The following is a 19,049-nucleotide window of genomic DNA, read 5'->3' as shown; positions in this document are numbered from 1 at the left end:
GCACGAGCGGGTCTGATTGGGTTGACAAGGAGAGAGGCGTGAGGCGACTGCCGGGGATATTGCTGCTTACAGGGGCGACGCTGATTGTTATCGCGGCGCTGTTGGTGAGTGGTTTGCGCCTGGTGTTGCCGCACCTGGATAACTGGCGCGAGGAGATCCTGACGCGCATCACGGCACAAACCGGCATTCCGGTTTCGGCCAGTCAGTTGCAGGCGCGCTGGGAGAATTTCGGCCCTGAGCTGGAAGTGCGCGATCTCAAAGCCCGCCTGAATGATGGCGGCGATCTTTCCGTTAAGCGCGTGACGCTGGCACTGGATGTCTGGCAGAGCCTGCTCCACCTGCGCTGGCAGTTTCGTGATCTCACCTTTTATCAACTGATCGCGCGCACCAATACGCCGTTGCAGCGGAATGACAATGGTGAGCCGATTGCCAGCGATCGCATCAGCGACCTCTTCTTACGCCAGTTTGATCATTTCGATCTTCGCGACAGCCGCGTCAGTTTTCTGACGCTTTCCGGCCAACGCGCTGAACTGGCGATCCCGCAGCTAACATGGCTTAACGGCAACGATCGTCACCGCGCCGAGGGGCAAGTCAGCCTCTCGAGCCTGACCGGGCAGCATGGTGTGATGCAGGTTCGGATGGATCTCCGCGACGACAACGGGCTGCTGAATAATGGCCGTGTCTGGCTGCAAGCCGATGATATCGATGTTAAACCATGGCTCGGTAAGTGGATGCAGGACAATGTGGCGCTCGATTCTGCCCGTTTTAGCCTTGAGGGCTGGATGACGCTGGATAAAGGTGTGGTGGAAAGCGGCGATGTGTGGCTGAAAAAAGGTGGCGCCAGTTGGCAGGGAGAGCAGGCAACCACCCACCGTTTGACGGTCGATAACCTGACCGTCCATGTTTCCCGTCAACAGCAAGGCTGGCAGTTTGATGTGCCGGTAACACGTATCGCTATTGATGACCGCGCATGGCCGCAGGGTGCGCTGAGTTTCGCCTGGGTTCCGGCGCAGGAAGTGGGTGGGGTGAACAGCATTGGCAGTGATGAATTACGCATTCGCGCCAACAACCTTGAATTGAGTGGGCTGGAAGGGCTGCTGCCGATTGCGCAGAAGATCTCGCCGTCCCTGTCCGACATCTGGCGCACCATGCAACCAGAAGGCTCGCTGGAGCAACTGGCACTGGATATCCCGTTGCAGGCAACCGACAAAACGCGTTTCCTGGCACAGTGGAAAGATATCCGTTGGAAACAGTGGCAGTTGTTGCCGGGTGTTGAGCATTTCAGCGGCAAGCTGGAAGGCAGTCTCGTTGATGGGCGCTTAACGGGCGCGGTGACGCAGGCGAAAATGCCGTACGTCGGCGTGTTCCCGGCACCGCTCGAAATTGAGAAAGCGGACGCCACGCTGAACTGGCAGAAGAACGAACATGGCTTCCAGCTTGATGGTCATAACATTGATGTGCAGGCGAACGCGCTACATGCGCATGGAGGTTTCCGTTATCTCCAGCCGCAGGATGATGAGCCCTGGCTTGGCATTCTGGCGGGGATCAATGTTTCCGACGCCGGGCAGTCCTGGCGCTACTTCCCGCAAAACCTGATGGGCAAAGCGCTGGTGTCATATCTTAGCGCTGCCATTAAAGGTGGGCAGGCGCAGGATGCCACGCTGGTGTACGGCGGCAACCCGCACTTATTCCCCTATAAGCACAATGAAGGCCAGTTTGAAGTGCTGGTGCCGCTGCACAATGCGACCTTTGCTTTTCAGCCTGATTGGCCAGCGCTGAAAAATCTGGATATTAAGCTGGATTTTCTCAATGACGGTCTGTGGATGAAAAGCGATAAGGCGGCCCTGGGCGGTGTGACCGCCAGCAATCTGACTGCGGTTATTCCTGATTATGAAAAAGAGAATCTGCTGATCGATGCCGATATTAACGGCCCGGGCAAAGCAGTTGGCCCCTACTTCAAAGAGACTCCACTGCACGATACGCTGGCCAGCGCGCTGGATGAACTGCAACTTGATGGCGACGTAAGCGCTCGCTTACATCTTGATATTCCTCTGGATGGCGAGATGACCGTTGCCAAAGGCGATGTGGTGCTGCGTAACAATAGCTTGTTTATCAAGCCGCTCAACAGCACGCTGAAAAACCTCAGTGGCAAATTCAGTTTCAATAATGGCACTCTGAAAAGCGAGCCGTTACAGGCGACCTGGTTTAATCAGCCTCTGAATCTCGATTTTTCCACTACTGAAGGCGGCAAGGCGTATCAGGTAGCGGTCAATCTCAATGGCAAATGGCAGCCAGCGCGCACGGGCGTATTACCTACACAGCTTGAGTCTGCGCTCGGCGGCAGCGTTGCATGGAAAGGGGATGTTGGAATTGAGCTGCCGCATAGCGGCGGTGCGAACTACAAGGTCAATATTGATGGCGACCTGAGTAATATCGCCAGCACCTTGCCGCCGCCGCTGGATAAAGCAGCAGGTAAAGCACTGCCGGTAAAACTGAAAGTGGATGGCGATCTGCGTGGCTTTGCGCTGACCGGTAACGCCGGTAGCAATAATCACTTCAACAGCCGCTGGTTGCTTAACAACAAACTCACGCTTGATCGTGGGATTTGGACCTCGGATAGTCGCACCCTTCCGCCATTGCCGGAAAAGCCCGGGTTGGAGCTGAATCTCCCCGCCATGAACGGTGCGCAGTGGCTGGCGCTATTCCACCAGGGTGTGGCGGATAATGTCAGTAATTCAACGAGTTTCCCGTCCAGCATCACGTTGCGCACGCCAGCGCTGACGCTGGGCGGGCAGCAATGGAATAATCTGAGTATCGTCTCGCAGCCGCAGCTTTCCGGCTCTACCATTGAGGCGCAGGCGCGGGAAATTAGCGGTACGCTGACGCTGCGCAAGAATGCGCCGTGGCAAGCGGCCATCCGTTACCTCTATTACAATCCATCTAATATGCAGCCGAATGATGATGACATTTCGTCGCCATCGACGTTGCTGCGTGGCAAAACCCGTATTGATTTTACCGGCTGGCCGGATTTGCAGTTGCGCTGTGCTGAATGCTGGCTATGGGGACAAAAATATGGCCGCATCGACGGTGATTTTTCGATTAATGGCGATACGCTGACGCTGGCGAATGGCCTGGTGGATAGTGGCACCGCGCGTCTGACGGCAGACGGCGAATGGGTTAACCGGGAAGGGGCAGAACGCACGTCGCTGAAAGGTGTACTGCGTGGTGAGAAACTCGACTCGGCAGCGAGTTTCTTTGGCGTCTCGACGCCGATACGCGACTCCTCTTTCGATATCAACTATGACCTGCACTGGCGTAGTCCGCCGTGGCAACCGCAGGAAGAGTCGCTGAACGGCATTTTACGTACGCGGCTGGGTAAAGGGATGATCACTGATATCAGCACTGGTCATGCGGGCCAGTTACTGCGCTTGTTCAGTGTCGATGCGCTGCTGCGCAAACTGCGCTTCGATTTTAGCGATACCTTCAGTAGTGAAGGGTTCTGGTTTGATTCGATTCGCAGCACCGCATGGATCAAAGATGGCGTGCTGCACAGCGATGATACGCTGGTGGATGGGCTGGAAGCCGATATCGCGATGAAAGGTTCGGTCGATCTGGTGCGCCGCGAACTGAATGTTGAAGCGGTTGTGGCACCGGAAATTTCGGCAACCGTAGGCGTGGCGGCCGCTTTCGCCGTCAACCCGATCGTAGGCGCGGCAGTGTTTGCCGCCAGTAAAGTGCTGGGGCCGCTATGGAATAAAGTCTCTATTCTGCGCTACAGCATTACTGGCCCGGTTGATCAGCCGCAGATTAACGAAGTCCTGCGCCAGCCGCGCACGGACAAAACGCAATGATTTGACGGCATCAGCGAATTGCCTCAAGCTCCTTGTATCGCTTTTTTTATTGCCCGATGTGGCGGCAACGATGAGTAAAAAATGATGAGTCTTAATCTGGTGAGTGAACAACTGCTGGCAGCGAATGGCCTGAGTCATCAGGATCTGTTTGCCATTCTCGGTCAATTGACCGCACGTCGTCTTGATTATGGCGATCTCTATTTCCAGTCGAGCTATCACGAATCCTGGGTTTTAGAAGACAGTATCATTAAAGATGGTTCTTACAATATCGATCAGGGCGTAGGTGTTCGCGCTGTGAGCGGTGAGAAAACCGGTTTCGCCTATGCCGACCAGATAAGTCTGCTGGCGCTGGAGCAGAGCGCACAGGCCGCGCGTACCATTGTGCGTGAAGACGGCGACGGCAAAGTGAAGACGCTGGGCGCGGTGGAACATACGGCGCTTTATACTAGCGTTGATCCGCTGCAAAGTATGAGCCGCGAAGAGAAGCTGGATATTCTGCGCCGCGTGGATAAAGTGGCGCGCGCGGCTGACAAGCGCGTGCAGGAAGTGACTGCCAGCCTGACCGGCGTTTATGAATTGATTCTTGTCGCGGCGACCGACGGTACGCTGGCCGCCGATGTGCGTCCGCTGGTGCGTCTCTCGGTGAGTGTGCAGGTAGAAGACGATGGTAAACGCGAGCGAGGTTCCAGCGGTGGAGGTGGTCGTTTCGGTTATGATTGGTTTCTGCAAGACGTTGATGGCGATGTGCGTGCGGATGCGTGGGCGAAAGAGGCCGTGCGCATGGCGCTGGTGAACTTGTCTGCTGTTGCGGCGCCTGCGGGCACGCTGCCAGTGGTGCTGGGCGCGGGCTGGCCGGGCGTGCTGTTGCACGAAGCGGTCGGTCACGGTCTGGAAGGTGATTTCAACCGTCGCGGGACGTCGGTATTCAGCGGGCAGATGGGCCAACTGGTAGCTTCAGATCTGTGTACGGTGGTCGATGATGGCACGATTGTCGATCGTCGCGGATCGGTGGCGATTGACGATGAAGGCACGCCAGGGCAGTACAATGTGCTGATCGAAAATGGCGTGCTGAAAGGTTACATGCAGGACAAGATGAACGCACGTTTGATGGGCATGAAACCGACCGGCAATGGCCGCCGTGAATCTTATGCTCATCTGCCGATGCCGCGCATGACCAACACTTATATGCTCGCCGGTAAATCGACGCCGCAGGAGATTATCGAGTCCGTTGATTACGGGATCTACGCGCCAAACTTCGGCGGCGGTCAGGTGGATATTACCTCCGGCAAGTTTGTCTTCTCCACTTCGGAAGCGTACCTGATTGAGAAAGGTAAAGTGACTAAAGCGGTGAAAGGAGCAACCCTGATTGGCTCCGGGATCGAAGCCATGCAGCAGATCTCGATGGTCGGTAACGATCTGAGGCTGGATAACGGCGTTGGCGTATGCGGCAAAGAGGGACAAAGCCTGCCAGTTGGCGTGGGTCAACCGACGCTGAAAGTGGATAATCTGACGGTAGGTGGTACGGCTTAATCGTTACAACCCTCTTCCTGCGGGGAGAGGGTTATCCGCTCAAGCGCTACGTCCCTGCATTCCCTGATACACCTTCGCCACTTCAATAAAATATTCCGTCATATAGTTAATACAGACCTGCACTTTCAGCGGGAGCTTATCCTTTTGCGTATATAGCGCATAAACCGGGCGCGGATCGGACTGATAGCGCGGCAGCAGGATCTCCAACTGGCCGCTGTTGATCTCATCGATCACCCACATCAGCGGGACATAAGCCAGTCCGGCACCGACGGTCAGCCAGCGAGTCAGCGTCATCGGATCGTTGGTGACAAACCGTCCTTGTGGGATCAGCCGCGTTGAGATCCCTTCCGGCGCGATCAGTTCAAACTCATTATCCGGGCGAACGCTGTATTCTAGCCACGAATGATTTGCCAGGTCGGTTGGTTTTTCCGGCACGCCATATTGGGCAAGATATTTTTTCGCCGCGCAGAGCACCATTGGCATCACGCCAAGGCGGCAGGAGAAGAGGCTGGAATCTTGCAGTGCGCCGACGCGGATCACCACGTCCAGTCCGTCGGCGATCAAATCCGGCGCCGGGATGCCGGTTACCAGGTTGACGGTCAACCCAGGATGCTCTTTTAGCATCTCTGCCGTCATTTTTGCCAGCACATTTTGCGCCATGGTTGAAGAACTACCAATGCGCAGTGTGCCAATCGGTGTGTTGTTGAAAGCGTAAAGTTGCTCATGGACGTCCTGTACTTCATGCAACATGCGACGACATCCCTGATAGTAAATTTTTCCGGCTTCGGTTAGCCCCAGGCTGCGTGTGCTGCGGTTTAGCAGCTTGACCTGTAATTCATCTTCCAGCTTCGCCACCGTCTGACTGATGGACGAAACGCTCATTTCCAGCTGTCGGGCGGTGGCGGTAAAGGAACCTAATTCCACTACCCTGGCAAACACCGACATGCGTTTTAGTCGTTCCATTATTCATTCTTACTTAAAAGTGATTTAGATCACACAATATAGATAACAGCATAACAGTTACGTTAATATACTATCTCTTAAGAATATTCACGTCACTCTTAAGAATATTCACGTCACTCTCGCCCTGGCACTCCTGTCCTATTCCTGCGGTGACGTAAAAACGATTTCACCTGCTTGTTCTCGAATCAAGGTCAACATGAGTCTGTTTCCCGTAATCGTGGTGTTCGGTTTGTCGTTCCCTCCGATTTTTTTTGAATTGATTTTGTCACTGGCGATTTTCTGGCTGGTACGACGGATGCTGATCCCCACCGGAATCTATGATTTCGTCTGGCATCCCGCTTTATTTAATACAGCGTTGTACTGCTGCTTGTTTTACCTGCTGTCGCGTCTGTTTGTTTGAGGTCGAAGTGAAAACACTAACAAGAAATATCTCCCGTACCGCTATTACGGTCGTTATGGTTATCCTGGCGTTCATCGCAATTTTCCGCGCCTGGGTCTATTACACCGAATCTCCCTGGACGCGCGATGCGCGCTTCAGCGCGGATGTGGTTGCCATTGCGCCAGATGTCACCGGGCTGGTGACATCGGTCAATGTGCATGACAACCAACTGGTAAAAGAGGGACAAGTACTGTTCACCATCGATCAGCCGCGCTACCAGAAAGCGCTGGCAGAGGATGAAGCGGATGTTGCTTATTACGAGGCGCTGGTCAACGAGAAGCGCCGTGAGGCTGGGCGTCGTAACCAGTTAGGGGTACAGGCAATGTCGCGCGAAGAGATCGACCAGGCGAATAACATACTGCAAACGGCGATGCATCAGCTTGCGAAAGCGCAAGCGGCCCGCGACCTGGCGAAACTTGATCTGGAGCGTACAATCATTCGTGCGCCAGCTGACGGTTGGGTGACCAACCTGAATGTTTACGCTGGTGAGTTTATTACCCGCGGTTCAACCGCTGTGGCGTTGGTGAAACAGCACTCCTTCTATATTCTGGCTTATATGGAAGAGACCAAACTCGAAGGCGTTCGTCCTGGTTACCGGGCAGAGATCACGCCGCTCGGCAGTAACATGGTGCTGAAAGGCACGGTGGACAGTATTGCCGCCGGTGTCACCAACTCCAGCAGCAGCAACGATAGTAAAGGGATGGCGACTATCGATTCTAACCTGGAATGGGTTCGTCTGGCCCAGCGCGTACCGGTACGTATTCGCCTCGATAAACAGCAGGGAAATCTTTGGCCTGCAGGCACTACCGCGACCGTTGTCGTGACCGGGAAAACCGATCGTGACGAGAGCAAGGATTCCTTCTTCCGTAAAATGGCCCACCGTCTGCGTGAGTTGGGGTAATCGCTATGGGGCTGTTGTCTATAGCCAGCCAGCATTTGCGCTTTGCCGTCAAGCTGGCCTTTGCCGTGGTGCTGGCGCTGTTTGTTGGTTTTCACTTTCAGCTTGAAACACCCCGTTGGGCGGTGCTGACCGCCGCGATCGTTGCGGCTGGTCCGGCGTTTGCGGCTGGTGGCGAGCCCTATTCCGGCGCTATCCGTTACCGCGGGATGCTGCGTATTGTCGGGACGTTTATCGGCTGTATTGCTGGTCTGGCGATCATCATTGTCTTGATCCGCACACCGCTGTTAATGCTGATGGTGTGCTGTATCTGGGCCGGTTTTTGTACTTGGCTCTCCTCGCTGGTACGTGTTGAAAACTCCTATGCCTGGGGGCTGGCAGGATATACTGCGTTAATCATCGTCGTTACCATTCAGACCGAACCGCTGCTGGCGCCGCAATATGCCGTGGAGCGTTGTAGCGAAATTGTCGTCGGGATCCTCTGCGCCATTGTTGCCGATCTTCTGTTTTCCCCACGCTCGATCAAACGTGAGATTGACCGTGAGCTGGACGCTCTGCTGGTGGCACACTATCAACTGATGCAATTGTGCATCAAGCACGGCGATAGCGAAGAGGTCGATCAAGCGTGGGCTGCGCTGGTGCGCCGTACCACCGCGCTGGAAGGCATGCGCAGCAACCTGAAGATTGAATCCTCCCGCTGGGGGCGTGCTAACCGACGGTTAAAAGTAATCAACACGCTGTCATTGACGTTGATTACTCAGGCTTGCGAAACCTACATTATTCAGAATACGCGTCCGGAACTGGTTACGGATACCTTCCGGGAACTGTTCGCGGATCCTGTCAACAATGCGCAGGATGTGCATAAGCAATTGAAACGCATGCGCCGGGTGCTGGCCTGGACCGGTGAGCGTGATACGCCGGTAACCATCTACAGTTGGCTGGGGGCGGCGACGCGCTACCTGCTGCTGAAACGCGGTGTCATCGGTAATGCTAAAATCAGTGCAGTTGAAGAAGAGGTTCTGCAGGGTGAGGAGGTGGTAAAACCGGAGTCTGCCGAACGTCACCATGCAATGGTTAACTTCTGGCGCACCACCTTATCGTGCATGCTGGGCACGCTTTTCTGGCTATGGACCGGCTGGACATCCGGCAGTGGATCAATGGTAATGATTGCTGTCGTTACCTCGCTGGCGATGCGTCTGCCGAATCCGAAAATGGTGGCAAAAGACTTTATCTACGGCATGCTGTGGGCTCTACCGATTGGCGCATTATTCTATCTGGTGATTATTCCCTCGACGCAACAAAGCATGCTGCTGCTCTGTATCAGTCTGGCTGTGCTGGCCTTTTTCATCGGCATTGAGGTACAGAAGCGCCGTCTGGGTTCGATGGCGACGCTGGCGGGTACCATCAACATTCTGGTGCTTGATAACCCAATGACCTTTAAATTCAGCCAGTTTCTCGACAATGCGCTCGGCCAGTTAGTGGGCGTGGTGCTGGCTATGGTGGTTTTGCTTCTGGTACGGGATAACTCGCAGGCGCGCACCGGGCGTACGTTGTTGAATCAATTTGTTTCGGCGGCGGTATCGGCAATGACCACCAATACGGCGCGACGTAAAGAGAACCACCTGCCTGCGCTGTACCAGCAACTGTTTTTACTACTGAACAAATTCCCCGGCGATGTGGCGAAGTTTCGTCTGGCACTAACGTTGATTATTGCCCACCAGCGTCTGCGCGATGCGCCGGTGCCGATCAACGATGATCTTTCCGCTTTTCATCGCCAATTACGCCGTACCGCGTCGCAAGTGATTTCGGCCGGATCGGATAACAAACGACTGCGTTATTTTATGCGACTGCTGGAAGAGCTGGATATCTACCAGGAGAAACTGCGCATCTGGGATGCGCCGCCGCAGGTGACCGAGCCGGTACAACGATTAACCGGGATGCTCCACAAATATCAGCATGCGCTGACCAGCAACTAAACAGAGACCGATGCTAAAAAGCGTCGGTTTTTTTATGGCTATACTTTGTGGGAGCAGATAACACACCGATCGGGAGAACAAATGACAACGCAGGTATTGCAGGACAGCCCACTTTTTCAGACAGGCTATCTGGTGGATGGTGTCTGGAAATCGCTGGACACCACATTTGACGTTCTGAATCCGGCCACCGGTGAAATCATCGCCAGCGTCGCTAAAGCAGGTAAAAAAGAGACCGAGGATGCCATTGCTGCGGCGAGTCGGGCTTTTGCTGGTTGGCGGGCGAAAACCGCGAAAGAGCGTTCCGTCATCCTCTATCGCTGGTATGAATTGATCATTGAGAATAAAAGCTGGCTAGGGCGCTTAATGACCACCGAACAGGGGAAACCATTGAAAGAAGCTGAGGGGGAAGTCGAGTATGCCGCCAGCTTTATTCAGTGGTTTGCCGAACAGGCAAAACGTGCCAACGGTGAAATTATCCCGCCGATCAAGCCGGGTTCGCGCATTCTGGCAACCCGGGAACCGGTAGGTGTGGTGGCGGCTATCACGCCGTGGAACTTCCCGATGGCGATGTTAACCCGCAAGCTGGGACCAGCGCTGGCGGCAGGGTGTACCGGTATTATCAAACCGGCGAACAATACCCCGCTTAGTGCGTTTGCCTTGTTGGCACTGGCGAAGAAAGCGGGCGTACCGGATGGTGTGCTCAATGCGGTTGCCGGTAACACGGCAGAAATCAGCGATGCGATTATGGCCAGCCACGAAGTGCGTAAGATCTCTTTCACCGGCTCGACTGCGGTAGGGAAAACGCTGGTCCGCAATGCCGCCGAAACCATGAAAAAAGTGTCGATGGAACTAGGAGGCAACGCGCCGTATATCGTTTTTGAAGATGCCGACATTGATGCGGCAGTGCAGGGGGCGATTGCTAACAAATTCCGCAATGCCGGCCAGGTCTGTGTCAGCGTAAACCGCTTCTATATTCATGAGTCTGTCTATGACACTTTTACGCAAAAGTTGAGTACGGCGGTAAGCGCATTGAAAGTGGGAAATGGTCTGGAAGAGGGAGTCGTGGTGGGGCCATTGATCGAGCCTGCCGCCATTGAAAAAGTGCGTGAACATGTGGAAGATGCTGTGGCCAAAGGCGCTAAAGTGTTGGCTGGCGGTAAAGCACACAGTCTTGGCGGTAACTTCTGGCAACCAACTGTACTGGGCGATTGTAGCGATGGCATGAAACTGGCACAGGAAGAGACATTTGGCCCGGTGGCAGCCTGTTTCCGCTTTACCAGTGAGGAAGAAGTTGTCCAGCGCGCGAATGCGACACCGTTTGGACTGGCAGCTTACTTCTATACGCAAAACTTGTCTCGTGTGTTCCGTGTTTCGCAGGCCATCGAGAGCGGAATGATCGGTATTAACGAGTGCGCGGTATCCACCGAACTGGGGCCGTTCGGCGGAGTGAAAGAGTCGGGGCTGGGTCGTGAAGGGTCGGTGCTGGGGCTGGAGGAGTTTCTTGAGGTGAAAACCCTGCATCTCGGCGGATTATAACGCGGCGGGCGGCAGATGCCGCCCTGTTGGGCTGGTGGCGGAAACAATGAATACCTACACTTTCGATTTTAAAAACATCGATGATCAGGGCGCGTTCTACCGGGATTTCTCGCGCCAGTTCGAGCTAGGAAGCGACAAAATTCACGATCTTGATTCATTGTGGGATGCGGTGATGGCGGGAACATTACCTTTACCGCTGGAGATTGAGTTTGTTCATCTGCCGGAGCAACAGCGCCGCCGTTTTGGCGCATTGATCTTGTTGTTTGATGAAGCAGAAGAGGAGCTGGAAGGCGAGCTGCGTTTTAATGTGCGCTGAACCAAAAAAAGCCCCTGACAGGCAGGGGCAAGTCGTCGGACTAGACGACGAGGGTTTATTTATACAGTTCCGCCGTGACGTGGGTGTGATCGCCCGTACGTGCTTCAACGATGCGATAGCTGCTGGCGCCCGCCTGGTCAGCTTTCGCGGAGAGTTCCTGGCGAATATCCATTGGTACACCAGCAACCTGTGAAACCGACACACTGCCCATAGGTTGCAGGTTGCTTGCTTGTTCGCTGTTAACCATCGTTGCAGCGCTTGCGCCGAAAGAGATCAGGGATGCAAGGCCAAGGGATGCGATGAGTAGATTGCGTTTCATAGTTTGTCTCCTTAAGAGAGTCTCAACGGCAGGGAGGATTGAACTGCTATTTTTGTGCCTGGCACCGTTGAGTGATGACATAGGGTTATCGGTAAAACTTATTTGTACAGCTCGGCTGTTGCGTGCCAGTTGTCCCCGGTACGCGCTTCGATAATGCGATAAGAAGAAGCGCCTTGCTCTTCCGCTTTTTTGTTCAGCTCAGCACGCATATCCATTGGCGAGGAGGCGACAGCTCCTATGGATACGGTGCCCAGAGACTGGCGTGATTGCGCCTGGTCTGCGCTGATGGAATCTGCAGCAAAAGCGCCAAATGACAGTGCTGAGAGAATGCTAAGCGTTGCAACAGTTGATTTGATATTCATGATTCTTAACCTCGTCGTATTCTTTAACTTCAATTCATTGGGGTCTTGTTTCGTGACCCTCATCACAAAATCAAGTATACACTAGTCACTGAAAAAATTAATATCATGCTAATTGTTTCTATGGTAATTATGGCTTATTGAAATCATTTTTTATAACTAAAACGCATAAAAATCCTGAGGATGATTGAAAAATAATTAGTGATATCTAAGAAAATCATATAGATATTTGAATTTGATTTTTTGTGCGATGGCATTCACTACACCGGCATTTTGAAACAGAGAATCGCACTAACGGTTAAATTAATGTGAGTGAAAAGTCGCGAGCGAAGGGGGAGAGTCAGAAGATTCCCCCGCAATCGAGGCGGGGGAAAAGTGATATCAGAGTTCTTGTTCGAACAAAACGAGGATCGCTTCGTAGAGGTCTTTAACGGTGAAGCCTCTGGCCGGGATGGTAAAAATCGTATCGTCGCCGGCAATGGTGCCGAGGATGCCTTCCGCTTTACCCAGGGAATCCAGCAGGCGCGCGATAAGCTGCGCTGCGCCCGGGCTGGTGTGAATCATCACAACGGCATCGTTGTAGTCGATATCCAGCACCAGGTTCTTCAGCGGACTGGAGGTGGTCGGGACGCCCAGTTCAATCGGCAGACAGTAGACCATCTCCATTTTTGCGTTGCGCGTACGCACCGCACCGAATTTAGTCAGCATGCGGGAGACTTTAGACTGATTGATGTTGTCGAAGCCTTCATCTTGTAAAGCCTGGACAATTTCTCCCTGAGAACTGAATTTCTCTTCTTTAAGAAGCGCTTTAAACGCTTTAACTAATTCTTCTTGTTTTGCCGAGCCTCGCATAAGTCACCCGTAATATGGCCATGAAAACAACATTATTATGCATATTAATGAATTTTTATGCAAATAATCTCGCGTTGGAAATTTTCAAATGTTGCTGAAAGGCGCGGAGTTTATCAAAAACTGCGCTGAAGGACAGGCACATGTGTCTTACGTCGCAAATAACATTAAAAAGTAAATTTAATGTTATAAAGTTGATGTTATTTTGGTGAATATAGCAGCTATATTATAGACTCTCAGTGTTAGTTGCTTAGCTTGCCGATCTGACGACGTATTCATCTTCTTATAAGATCTTAAAGTAAGAGCGTGCCGCAGAATTTCTGCGCATGCATTGCCATAATTATCAGGGTGAATTAAGGTCGCCGCAACGGAGTAACAAAATATTTAGCTAACCATAATAAGGAGTTTATGATGAAAGTCGCAGTCCTCGGCGCAGCCGGCGGTATCGGTCAGGCGCTAGCCCTACTACTGAAAACACAACTGCCTTCTGGTTCAGAACTCTCTCTCTATGATATTGCTCCTGTAACCCCAGGTGTTGCTGTTGATCTCAGCCATATTCCCACTGATGTTAGCATTAAAGGTTTCTCCGGCGATGATGCAACTCCTGCGCTGGAAGGTGCTGACGTCGTACTGATTTCCGCTGGCGTGGCGCGTAAACCGGGTATGGATCGTTCCGATCTGTTTAACGTCAACGCGGGCATTGTGAAAAATTTGGTCACCCAGGTGGCAAAAACCGCGCCGAAAGCCTGTATTGGCATCATTACTAACCCGGTTAATACCACCGTCGCCATTGCGGCGGAAGTGCTGAAGAAAGCGGGTGTCTACGACAAGAACAAACTGTTTGGTGTCACCACGCTGGACATTATTCGTTCCAATACCTTTGTTGCCGAACTGAAACATAAATCACCGAGCGATATCGAAGTGTCGGTGATTGGTGGACATTCCGGTGTAACCATTCTGCCGCTGCTGTCGCAGGTAGTGGGTGTCAGCTTTAGCGAGCAAGAAGTCGCAGAACTGACAAAACGCATTCAGAATGCCGGAACTGAAGTGGTGGAAGCGAAGGCGGGTGGTGGTTCGGCTACGCTCTCAATGGGGCAGGCTGCTGCGCGCTTTGGTTTGTCGCTGGTTCGCGCAATGCAAGGCGAGAAAGGCATAGTTGAATGCGCCTATGTTGAAGGCGATGGTGAATATGCGCGCTTCTTCTCACAGCCGCTGCTGTTGGGGAAAAACGGCATTGAAGAGCGTCATGCTATCGGCAAGCTTAGCGCTTATGAGCAGCAGTCGCTTGAAGGTATGCTGGACACGCTGAAAAAAGATATTCAACTGGGCGTGGATTTCGTTAACCGCTAACGTGTTATTGCTACCATAAAAAACCGGAGACTGCGCTCCGGTTTTTTATGGCAATCAGTTAGTTGCCGGATACTCTTCGATGGTGACTTGCAGAGTCAGCTTCTTATCGTCGCGCATCACTTCAACCGGAATGACGGACCCCGGGCGGATCTCGGCGACCTGATCCATAGTTTCAAGCGCGGAAACGGCAGCTTTACCATTGACGGAGGTGATGACGTCATTCACCTGAATCCCGGCACGCGCGGCAGGACCGCCAGGCGAAACTTCGTTAACTACGATCCCCTGAATCGGGTCGATACCTCCGCCTTGCGAATGCAGAGGCGCAATTTCTCGCCCGCCGATACCAATGTAACCCCGGATCACCCGACCATCGCGGATCAGCTTATCCATAATCTTGGTGGCCAACTGGAAAGGGATGGCAAAACCGATGCCTTCCGGTGTTCCGCCGTCGTTGCTCTTATCAAACGACAACGTGTTAATGCCCATCAGTTCGCCCAGCGAGTTGACCAGCGCGCCGCCGGAGTTCCCATGGTTGATAGAGGCATCGGTCTGTAAAAAGTTCTGCCGCCCGCTCGGGTTCAGACCGATACGCCCGGTAGCGCTGATAATCCCCTGCGTTGTCGTTTGACCAAGGTTGTATGGGTTACCGATTGCCAGCACCACATCGCCGATATGCGGAGTACGTTTTGTGTTGATGGGGATCACCGGCAGACCGCCGGTCGCGTTGATCTTCAGCACCGCTAAGTCGGTCAGAGAATCCGAACCAACCAGCAATGCTTCAAACACCCTGCCATCCTGCAGGGCAACGATAATCTGGTCCGCATCATTGATAACGTGCTTGTTGGTAATGATGTAGCCACGCTGATCCATAATCACGCCGGAACCAAGCGTACGGATCTCCAGGTGATCATGAGTGGAGCTATTCAGGCTGCGGTTATAGACGTTGACCACAGCGGGCGCTGCGCGTCGTACTGCCGGGTTATAGCTGGCTGGCGTTTCGTCAGCGCTTTCAAGCTGGGGAGCGCTAAGGGGGATGTTTTTGCGCAGCGAAGGCATGGCGACGATGATCAGGCCACCCACAACCAAACCGATTGCAACTGAACGTAAAAGCTTTACATACATGATGGGATTATCGCTAAAAGGAAGAACGGCAGCAGCATAACATGAGTTCTCCGGACATCACATGATGATGTCCGGAGAGTGAGGGATTTATCGCAGCAGCAGATAGATACTGTCATTGCCGCGCACGATATGCAGCGCCATTATCGAAGGTTTCGTTTCCAGCACTTTACGCATTTCAGCGATTGACTGAACGCGCTCACGGTTGATACCAATGATTACATCATCTTTATGCAGACCGGCCTGCGCGGCTGCGCTGCCTTTTTCGACATTATTTATCGCAATGCCTTTGGTGCCGTCTTTGAGCTGGCTGTCGCTCAGTTCTGCACCCTGTAAGGACGGTGAAATCAGATCGGCGCTGGCGGATGAAGAGGTGCTTTTATCCAGCGTGACTTCCACATCCAGTGGCTTGCCATCGCGCAGCAGGCCGAGCTTCACTGTCGCGCCTGGCTCCGTCGTGGCAATACGTGAACGCAGTTCGGCAAAGCTATTCAGCGGCTTACCATTCAGACTGACGATAACATCACCGGATTTAATCCCGGCTTTTGCCGAACCGGAGTTAGGCAGTACTTCACTGACAAAAGCGCCGCGCTGAACGTTAAGATTAAAGGCCTTAGCGATATCCGCACTCATTTCCGTGCCTTTAATGCCCAACAGACCACGTTTGATCTCACCAAACTGAATTAATTGTCTGGAGAGGGTTTGCGCCATATTGCTCGGAATAGCGAAGCCAATCCCCACACTACCGCCGCTTGGTGCGAGGATAGCGGTGTTAATGCCGATAAGTTCGCCGTTGAGGTTAAGCAGCGCACCGCCGGAGTTACCGCGGTTGATGGAGGCATCCGTCTGGATAAAGTTCTCCAGCCCTTCCAGATTCAGGCCGCTGCGGCCCAGTGCGGAAACAATCCCGGAAGTGGCTGTCTGCCCAAGGCCGAACGGGTTGCCGACGGCAATGACAAAGTCGCCGACGCGCAGTTTATCGGAGTCGGCAATCGCAATTTGCGTCAGGTTACTGGCATTCTGTAATTGCAGCAGAGCAATATCGCTCTGATCATCACCGCCGATCAGTTTGGCGTCGAACTCGCGGCCATCGTTCAACTGCACGCTGATTTTTTGCGCCTGATTGATCACGTGATTATTTGTCAACACGTAGCCTTTCGCGGCATCAATGATCACGCCGGAACCCAACCCTTCAAAAGGTTGCGGCTGCTGCGGTTGATCCGGCACATCGTCGCCGAAAAACCTCTTAAGCTCTTCAGGAACTTTCTGGCCTTGTGACGTCGTCCCCTCTACCTGCACGCTAACCACCGCAGGCAATACCTTTTCCAGCACGGGCGCAAGGCTTGGTAACGCGCCCTGACCGGGCAATTGTGATGGCATGGCGGCCATCGCCTGAAACGGTGCCGAGAGAGTTAACCCGACACTTAACGCAAATGCACTCAACAGCAGGGTTGGTTTCTTCATTGATGCTGGCTCTCGTAACCTAAAGTGAAAGGAATGACGCCCCAAAACAGTTTGATGTTATTGAAATTTCAACCGGGTAACAATGATGTGAATGACTAAATAATAGCTGTGATGCTCAAGAAGGGGAGGGGCGCGGCAAACGCGCCCGAAAAAATCAGATAACTGAGCGGATTATTTACGGCTTGCACCACCGCGCAACAGACCGGAAGCGCCATCAGAATAATCACGCGGGATCTGCACCGGCGCCTGATCGTTACTGGCTTCAGATTCGGCCAGACGGTTGCGGAACGGATTATCTTCTGCGGACATTTCCGGCAGCAGGCTGGTCGAGCTTTTCGCCATGTGCTGATACAGTTGGCGATAATCATGCGCCATATTGTCGAGCAGTTCCGCGCTGCGAGCAAAATGGCTCACCAGCTCTTCACGATACTCTTCCAGCTCCGCTTTATTCTTTTCCAGTTCATACTGCAAGGCCTGTTGCTGGCGCAATTTACGGTTTCCGAAACGCATACCCACGGCACCAATGATAATGCCGACAACCAATCCGATTAGCGCGTATTCCCAGGTCATGTACTTCTCCCGTTATTTTGTGATTCCGTAGGGTGTGGGCCGCAAGCTTCTTGCCTGCGCCTGATAGTGCCACTATAACCGCTTCTGGAGTAGAAGTGGAATCCTGACAAATCATCGCGTAGTGTAGAACGGCTTTTTTTCGTCAACCCTGTGGGGGCGATCGATTTTCAAGGAACAACAATAACACCATGCAAAGCCTTACCCCGACATCGCGATATAACGGCGCTCTCAACGAGGGAAGCCATCAGCCAGATGACGTGCAAAAAGAAGCCGTTCAGCGGCTGGAGCATATCTATCAAGAACTTATTACCCGCAGCGACTATAGCACACCGGCAAGCGGTGGTTTGCTGGCGAAGTTCGGCAAACTGCTGGGAAAATGTGAACCGCGGCAGAGTGCTCCGGTGCGTGGCCTCTATATGTGGGGCGGCGTTGGTCGTGGCAAAACCTGGCTGATGGACATGTTTTATCAGAGCCTGCCGGGTGAGCGTAAACAACGTCTGCACTTTCACCGTTTTATGTTGCGCGTTCACGAAGAGCTAACCTCACTTCAGGGACATAGCGATCCGCTGGAAATTGTTGCCGATCGTTTCAAAGCTGAAACCGATGTGCTGTGCTTCGATGAATTTTTCGTTTCGGATATTACCGACGCCATGCTGCTGGGGGGGCTTATGAAAGCGCTGTTCGCCCGTGGTATTACGCTGGTGGCGACGTCGAATATTCCACCCGATGAGCTCTACCGCAACGGCTTGCAGCGCTCGCGCTTTTTACCTGCTATCGATGCCATCAAACAGTTTTGCGATGTGATGAATGTCGATGCAGGTGTCGATTATCGTCTGCGCACATTAACCCAGGCGCACTTATGGCTGACTCCGCTGAACAATGAGACCGCGCGGCAAATGGATGCGTTATGGTTAGCACTGGCGGGCGTAAACCGCGAGCATGCGCCAGCGCTGGAGATTAATCACCGTGCGCTGCCGACGCTGGGCGTGGAAAACCAGACGCTGGCGGTGTCGTTTGTTACGCTCTGCGTCGATGCTCGTAGCCAGCACGATTACATTGCACTCTCACGCTTGTTCCATACCGTAATGTTGTTCGAAGTGCCGGTAATGACGCCGTTGATGGAGAGCGAAGCTCGACGCTTTATTGCTTTAGTGGATGAGTTTTACGAGCGCCACGTTAAGCTGGTGGTGAGTGCGGCCGCGCCGCTGCATGAGATTTATCAGGGCGAGCGGCTGAAATTTGAATTTCAGCGCTGTTTGTCCCGTCTGCAAGAGATGCAGAGCGAAGAATATCTCAAGCGTGCGCATATGCCGTAATCGCTAAATCCCTTTTCCGGCGGGAGAGGGATTAGCCTTGTACAAAAGCCACGCCAAATCACAAAAAGGGGTCGATCTTTGCCCACGACTTCTCTATAATCCTGCGACCCCACGTTACTACAAGGTTTTTTTCCCGAAACTCTTGTGTGCCGGCTAAACATATCCGAAGGGGTAGGTTTACTGGACAATGTCGT

16 protein-coding genes are annotated in these 19,049 nt (G+C 53.2%); 9 read left to right on the top strand and 7 right to left on the bottom strand.

Translation table 11 applies throughout. The features are described from left to right. Positions 1 to 38: 38 nt before the first annotated feature. Both yhdP and tldD read left to right on the top strand, forming a co-directional pair. Positions 39 to 3,851, top strand: coding sequence for an AsmA2 domain-containing protein YhdP (gene yhdP / locus GA0061070_RS12880; protein WP_090136514.1), 3,813 nt, complete (start codon positions 39 to 41; stop codon positions 3,849 to 3,851). 84 nt (positions 3,852 to 3,935) lie between these two features. Continuing rightward, positions 3,936 to 5,381: a metalloprotease TldD gene (gene tldD / locus GA0061070_RS12875; protein ID WP_090136535.1), complete on the top strand. Its 1,446-nt coding sequence runs from the start codon at positions 3,936 to 3,938 to the stop codon at positions 5,379 to 5,381. 39 nt (positions 5,382 to 5,420) lie between these two features. Here the strand turns inward: tldD and aaeR are convergent, their stop codons facing one another. Beyond that, positions 5,421 to 6,344, bottom strand: coding sequence for an HTH-type transcriptional activator AaeR (aaeR, locus tag GA0061070_RS12870; RefSeq protein WP_090136513.1), 924 nt, complete (start codon positions 6,342 to 6,344; stop codon positions 5,421 to 5,423). Positions 6,345 to 6,540: 196 nt separating this feature from the next. On the opposite strand from aaeR, the gene aaeX reads away from it, so the two are divergent. The 5 genes from aaeX (at position 6,541) to GA0061070_RS12845 (ending at position 11,509) form a co-directional block, all read left to right on the top strand. Beyond that, positions 6,541 to 6,744, top strand: coding sequence for a p-hydroxybenzoic acid efflux pump operon protein AaeX (gene aaeX / locus GA0061070_RS12865; protein WP_023480966.1), 204 nt, complete (start codon positions 6,541 to 6,543; stop codon positions 6,742 to 6,744). Positions 6,745 to 6,751: 7 nt separating this feature from the next. After that, positions 6,752 to 7,684 carry a p-hydroxybenzoic acid efflux pump subunit AaeA gene (aaeA, locus tag GA0061070_RS12860; protein WP_090136534.1) on the top strand — a complete coding sequence of 311 codons (933 nt, stop codon included), beginning with the start codon at positions 6,752 to 6,754 and terminating at the stop codon, positions 7,682 to 7,684. Positions 7,685 to 7,689: 5 nt separating this feature from the next. After that, on the top strand, positions 7,690 to 9,657 hold the full coding sequence (aaeB, locus tag GA0061070_RS12855) for a p-hydroxybenzoic acid efflux pump subunit AaeB (protein WP_090136512.1): 1,968 nt from the start codon (positions 7,690 to 7,692) through the stop codon (positions 9,655 to 9,657). Between the two features lie 81 nt (positions 9,658 to 9,738). Continuing rightward, complete coding sequence (locus GA0061070_RS12850) at positions 9,739 to 11,193, top strand: NAD-dependent succinate-semialdehyde dehydrogenase (RefSeq protein ID WP_090136511.1); 1,455 nt, start codon at positions 9,739 to 9,741, stop codon at positions 11,191 to 11,193. Between the two features lie 46 nt (positions 11,194 to 11,239). Continuing rightward, entirely contained in the window at positions 11,240 to 11,509 is a 270-nt protein-coding gene (locus GA0061070_RS12845) for a barstar family protein (protein WP_090136510.1), read from the top strand. Positions 11,510 to 11,564: 55 nt separating this feature from the next. Here GA0061070_RS12845 and yhcN (GA0061070_RS12840) read toward each other — a convergent pair whose 3' ends face one another. The 3 genes from yhcN (GA0061070_RS12840) to argR form a co-directional block, all read right to left on the bottom strand. After that, positions 11,565 to 11,828 carry a peroxide/acid stress response protein YhcN gene (yhcN, locus tag GA0061070_RS12840; RefSeq protein WP_090136509.1) on the bottom strand — a complete coding sequence of 88 codons (264 nt, stop codon included), beginning with the start codon at positions 11,826 to 11,828 and terminating at the stop codon, positions 11,565 to 11,567. 98 nt (positions 11,829 to 11,926) lie between these two features. Beyond that, positions 11,927 to 12,190, bottom strand: a complete 264-nt coding sequence (gene yhcN / locus GA0061070_RS12835) for a peroxide/acid stress response protein YhcN (RefSeq protein ID WP_090136508.1) — start codon at positions 12,188 to 12,190, stop codon at positions 11,927 to 11,929. Between the two features lie 378 nt (positions 12,191 to 12,568). Continuing rightward, positions 12,569 to 13,039: a transcriptional regulator ArgR gene (gene argR / locus GA0061070_RS12830; protein WP_090136507.1), complete on the bottom strand. Its 471-nt coding sequence runs from the start codon at positions 13,037 to 13,039 to the stop codon at positions 12,569 to 12,571. A gap of 408 nt (positions 13,040 to 13,447) precedes the next feature. On the opposite strand from argR, the gene mdh reads away from it, so the two are divergent. Further along, entirely contained in the window at positions 13,448 to 14,386 is a 939-nt protein-coding gene (mdh, locus tag GA0061070_RS12825; RefSeq protein ID WP_090136506.1) for a malate dehydrogenase, read from the top strand. 54 nt (positions 14,387 to 14,440) lie between these two features. On the opposite strand, the gene degS is transcribed toward mdh, so the two are convergent. The 3 genes from degS to zapG all read right to left on the bottom strand — a co-directional run bounded on the left by degS (position 14,441) and on the right by zapG (position 17,539). Beyond that, positions 14,441 to 15,508, bottom strand: a complete 1,068-nt coding sequence (gene degS / locus GA0061070_RS12820) for an outer membrane-stress sensor serine endopeptidase DegS (RefSeq protein ID WP_090136505.1) — start codon at positions 15,506 to 15,508, stop codon at positions 14,441 to 14,443. 87 nt (positions 15,509 to 15,595) lie between these two features. Next, positions 15,596 to 16,969, bottom strand: coding sequence for a serine endoprotease DegQ (degQ, locus tag GA0061070_RS12815; protein WP_090136504.1), 1,374 nt, complete (start codon positions 16,967 to 16,969; stop codon positions 15,596 to 15,598). A 171-nt stretch (positions 16,970 to 17,140) separates the two neighbouring features. Continuing rightward, positions 17,141 to 17,539 carry a Z-ring associated protein ZapG gene (gene zapG / locus GA0061070_RS12810; RefSeq protein WP_090136503.1) on the bottom strand — a complete coding sequence of 133 codons (399 nt, stop codon included), beginning with the start codon at positions 17,537 to 17,539 and terminating at the stop codon, positions 17,141 to 17,143. Between the two features lie 188 nt (positions 17,540 to 17,727). On the opposite strand from zapG, the gene zapE reads away from it, so the two are divergent. Further along, positions 17,728 to 18,855, top strand: a complete 1,128-nt coding sequence (gene zapE / locus GA0061070_RS12805) for a cell division protein ZapE (RefSeq protein WP_090136502.1) — start codon at positions 17,728 to 17,730, stop codon at positions 18,853 to 18,855. Positions 18,856 to 19,049 lie beyond the last annotated feature (194 nt).

The organism is Kosakonia oryziphila, from assembly GCF_900094795.1.
GTDB lineage: Bacteria > Pseudomonadota > Gammaproteobacteria > Enterobacterales > Enterobacteriaceae > Kosakonia > Kosakonia oryziphila.
This window is presented reverse-complemented; position numbering and strand designations above follow the sequence as displayed.